This is a genomic window from Vannielia litorea (genome assembly GCF_018424695.1).
Taxonomy (GTDB): Bacteria; Pseudomonadota; Alphaproteobacteria; order Rhodobacterales; family Rhodobacteraceae; genus Vannielia; species Vannielia litorea_A.
Map to the genome: position 1 here is coordinate 1 of NZ_QTNQ01000151.1, position 4,261 is coordinate 4,261.

The 4,261-nt window shown below is 67.8% G+C and carries 3 protein-coding genes; all 3 read right to left on the minus strand.

Features of this window, described 5'->3' with window-relative positions; all coding sequences use genetic code 11:
• Nucleotides 1-53 precede the first annotated feature (53 nt).
• Entirely contained in the window at nt 54-1,568 is a 1,515-nt protein-coding gene (gene trpE / locus DYI42_RS23265) for an anthranilate synthase component I (RefSeq protein ID WP_213549417.1), read from the minus strand.
• Nucleotides 1,569-1,583: 15 nt separating this feature from the next.
• The gene (locus DYI42_RS23270; protein WP_213549420.1) at nt 1,584-3,443 is read right to left on the minus strand and encodes a SurA N-terminal domain-containing protein; all 1,860 of its coding nucleotides are present in this window, start codon (nt 3,441-3,443) and stop codon (nt 1,584-1,586) included.
• A gap of 75 nt (nt 3,444-3,518) precedes the next feature.
• On the minus strand, nt 3,519-4,261 hold a 743-nt coding region (locus DYI42_RS23275), incomplete at its 5' end, for an aminotransferase class I/II-fold pyridoxal phosphate-dependent enzyme (RefSeq protein ID WP_213549422.1).

The window sequence follows — 4,261 nt, forward strand, 5'->3', positions numbered from 1 at the left end:
GCCCCCCACACCCCCCGGAGATATTTTCAGCAAGAAAATGAACAGGGGCGCGATCAGCTGTTGCCGCGCCGGGTGAAGCGGGCCGCGTCGTCGGCGGCGGCCTTGATCGCCTTGCTCTTGTTCACGGTTTCCATGAACTCGGCTTCGGGGTCGCTGTCAAACACTACCCCGCCGCCAGCTTGTATGTAGAGCGTTTCGTCCTTCAGCACGGCGGTGCGCAGGGCGATGCACATGTCCATGTCGCCATCGGCGGAGAAATAGCCGACGCCGCCGCCGTAGACGCCGCGCTTTTCGGGCTCCAGCTCGTCGATGATCTCCATCGCCCGCACCTTCGGCGCGCCCGAGACGGTGCCGGCGGGCAGGCCTGCGAGCAGGGCGGAGAGGGCATCTTCGCCCTCGTTGATCTCGCCCACCACGTTGGAAACGATGTGCATGACGTGGCTGTAGCGCTCGACGATGAACTCTTCGGTCGGGCGCACGGTGCCGATCTTGGCGACGCGGCCCACGTCGTTGCGGCCCAGGTCGAGCAGCATGAGGTGTTCGGCCAGCTCCTTTTCGTCCGCGAGCAGGTCAGCCTCGAGCGCGCGGTCCTCTTCCTCGTTTGCGCCGCGTTTGCGGGTGCCAGCGATGGGGCGCACGGTGACTTCGCCTTCGCGCAGGCGCACGAGGATTTCGGGCGAGGCGCCGATGACCTGGAAGCCGCCGAAGTTGAAGAAGAACATGAAGGGTGAGGGGTTGGTGCGCCGCAGCGAGCGATAGAGCGCGAAGGGGGGCAGGGCAAACCTTTGCGACCAGCGCTGCGAGGGCACGACCTGGAAGATGTCGCCCGCCCGGATGTAGTCCTTGGCCTTCTCCACGGCGGCCTTGTAGCCCTCGCGGGTGAAGTTGGAGACCGGCGCGGGGGTTTCATGCGCCGCTTCCAGCTCGCGGCTTTCGCCCGACAGGCCGCGATCGAGGTCGCGCAGGGCGTCCATCACCCGCTCGGCGGCCTGGGCATAGGCGGCGCGGGCAGAGAGGCCGGAGGCGGTGAAGGCGGGCGACACGAGCGTGACCTCGCCTTTTACCCCGTCGAGCACGGCCACCACGGTGGGGCGCATCATCACCGCGTCGGGCAGGCCGAGGGTGTCTTCGGGGACGTCGGGCAGGTGCTCCACCAGCCGGATCATGTCGTAGCCGAGGTAGCCGAAGAGGCCTGCGGCGGCGGAGGGCAGATCATCGGGCAGGGTGATCCGGCATTCGGCCAGAAGGGCGCGGAGGCTGTCGAGCGGTGCGGCGGCTTCGGGCTGCCATGCCTGCGGATCGAAGCGGGCCTGGCGGTTGATCCGCGCGTTTTCGCCGTGACACTGCCAGATCAGATCGGGCTTGAGACCGATGATGGAATAGCGCCCGCGCACCTCGCCGCCGGTGACGCTCTCCAGCATGAAGCTGTCTTCGCGCGCGCCGGCGAGCTTGAGCATGAGCGAGACCGGCGTGTCGAGGTCGGCGGCCAGCCGGGTGTAGACAACCTGGTTTTCGCCCGCGTCATAGCCGCGGGCGAAATCTTCAAAGCTCGGTTGGATGCTGCTCATGGCGGGGCAGGGGCCTTACTGGGTGGCGATCTGGGCGTGGACCTGCGTCAGCGCGCCGTTGTCGATGCGCACGCCGGACTGGTCGGCCAGCGCCTGGGCGAAGAGCGAGTAGAGATCGACGGAGATCGACTGGGTGGCCTGTTGCGCGAGCAGTTGGGAGAGCAGCGCGATGCGCTCGTTCTCGGGGTCGATCCCGTCGATGCTGTTCAGTTGCAGCAGGTAGACGTTGCCGAAGCCTTCGATGATCGCAAGACCGCCCTCTTCGAGTTCGAAGGCGGTGGTGACCAGCGCGGGCGGCGTGCCGTCGATGAAGGTGTCGCGGGTCTGGGTCTCGGCTTCGTCCACCGGGGCTTCGGAGGCGCTCAGCGCAGCCCCGGCCTCGACCTGTGCCTGAAGGTCGGCAGCCTGCACGCGCAGGCGCTTCTCGGTTTCCTGGGCCTCCCACCCGGCCAGCACCTTGCCGCGCACGGCGTCCAGCTCTTGCAGGCGGGGTTCGAGGGTTTCATCGAGGCGCATGGCGAAGATGCCGCCGTCTTCCAGCCGGATCACGGTCGGGAAATCATCCTGGGTGAGATTGAGCGCGGCGTCGCGGAAGCCGTTGTAGCTGGCGATGCCCTCGCCCGAGCCGTCCCACCAGTCGATGGTGCCGAGTTCCAGCTCGGTCTCTTCGGCCAGTTCCTCCAGCGTGGCGCCTTCGGCGAGCCTGTCCTCGACGTCGATCTCCATGTCGGAGATTACCCGGCGCGACCGCTCCTGGGCCAGTTCCTCCACGAGGTCGGCACGCGCCTCTTCGAAGGGCACGTTGACGGCAGCGAGGATGCCGTTCATCCGGAAGATCGCGGGGCCGAGATCGGTGGGGAAGGGGCCGGCGACGCCCGGCTCTTCGAGCGCAAAGAGCGCCTCGCCCGCCTCGGCGGGCAGCTCGGCCTGTGTCAGTTCGCCAAGGTCGGCATCTTCCAGCGTCAGCCCGCGCGCCTCCACCAGCGACTGGAAGGTGGCAGAGCCGTCATCGAGTGCGGCGCGGGCATCGGCGGCAGCCTCCTCGGAGGGGAAGATCAGCCGTTCGATCAGGCGGCGTTCGGGCTGCTGATACTCCGCCTCCTTGCTCTTGTAGAGCTCACGGGCGGCCTCATCCGGGATTTCGACGGTGTCCAACAGCATGTCGGGCAGCACCCAGGCGAAGGTGATGCGCTTCATCTCGGGCAGGGTGAAATCGGGGGTGTTGGCCTGATAATAGGCTTTCAGCTCGTCCTCGGAGGGTTCGGGCAGCGGCTCGGCGAGCTGATCGGGGCCGAAGGTGGCCCAGCGGAAGCTGCGGCGTTCGCCGAAATAGTCCATCAGCGTGTCAATCTGCACCTGAGGCGCAGGCACGCCCCCGACCACGGCCCCTTGCAGGATGGTGCGGGCGGTATCCTTGCGAATGCCGGTTTCGAACTCTTCCACCGACAGGCCCCGGTTGCGCAGCACGCCCTGGTAGGCGGCGCGGTCGAACTTGCCGTCGATCCCCTGGAAGGCGGGGGCGGCGAGCACCTGATCGCGCACCCGCGCGTCGCCCACCGAGAGGCCAAGGCGGGCAGCCTCGTTATCGAGCGCGGCGCGGTTGATGAGCCGGGTGCGGACGCGGGCGAGGATGCCCTGTTGCTCGGCGTCGGCGAGGGTCAGCTGGCGGCCCTGCTCGCGCTCTGCCGCGCTGATCTCGGAGAGCACTTCGCGGTAGTAGTCGTTGACGGTGATCGGCTCGTCTCCGACGGCACCGACGGATTGCACCGAGCTGCCGAAATTGGTGACGCCGAAGCCGCCGAGGCCAAGGATCAGGAGCCCCATCAGCACCCAGATCACGATGTTGCCAACCTTCTTGCCCGCGCTCTCTGCCATGTCTCCGCCCGTATGCTTTGTGTGCAGTTGGCGTTTGTTATCTGGGCCGTGGCCGGTGAGCAAGGGCGCGGGTGCTCAGGGGCCTGTGAATTCGGCCAGACGGGCCCCAAGCTGGCCGATCCCGGGCGCATCGAGATTGGCGAAGGCGAGGCGCAGGGCCCCATTGCCTGTCGGGTCGCCGTGGGGCGTGAAGAAGGTGCCGGGCAGGGCCAGCACGGCGGCGTCACGCACCAGCGCGCGGGCAACGGCGGTGGCATCGGCGGCAAAGGGATGTTCGACCCAGGCAAAGAAGCCCCCCAGCCCGCGCAGTTGCCAGCCTGCGGCGGCGAGGGCGGGGGCGGCATCGCGCATCGCCGATTGACGGGCGAGCACCTCGTCGCGCTGCGAGGCGACCCATTGGCCGAGGTTTTCCAGCCCCCAGAGGGCCGCCATCTGGCCCAGCGGCGTGGGGCAGATGGTGACGGTGTCGATGAACTTCTCGATCTCGGCAAGGCGTGCGGGCGAGGTGGCCAGCGCGCCGACGCGGTGGCCGGTGAGCCGGTAGGTCTTGGAGAAGGAATAGATGTGGATCAGCGTATCGTCCCAGTCCGGATCGGTGAAGAGCCCGTGGGGCGCGCCGGGGTGAGCGGTGAAATCGCGGTAGGTTTCATCGACGATCAGGGCAATGCCGCGCGACCGGGCGAGATCACGGAAGGCGGCCAGTGTCTCGTTGGGGTATTCCGCGCCGGTGGGGTTGTTGGGGCTGACCAGCACAATGGCGCGGGTGCGCTCGGTCAGCAGGGCCGCGGCTTCTTCCGGGTCGGGCAGAAGGGCGGGGC

Coding starts and splice junctions, on each gene's coding strand:
- trpE (WP_213549417.1), bottom strand. CDS start 1,568: ATGAGCAGCATCCAACCGAGCTTTGAAGATTTCGCCCGCGGCTATGAC.
- DYI42_RS23270 (WP_213549420.1), bottom strand. CDS start 3,443: ATGGCAGAGAGCGCGGGCAAGAAGGTTGGCAACATCGTGATCTGGGTG.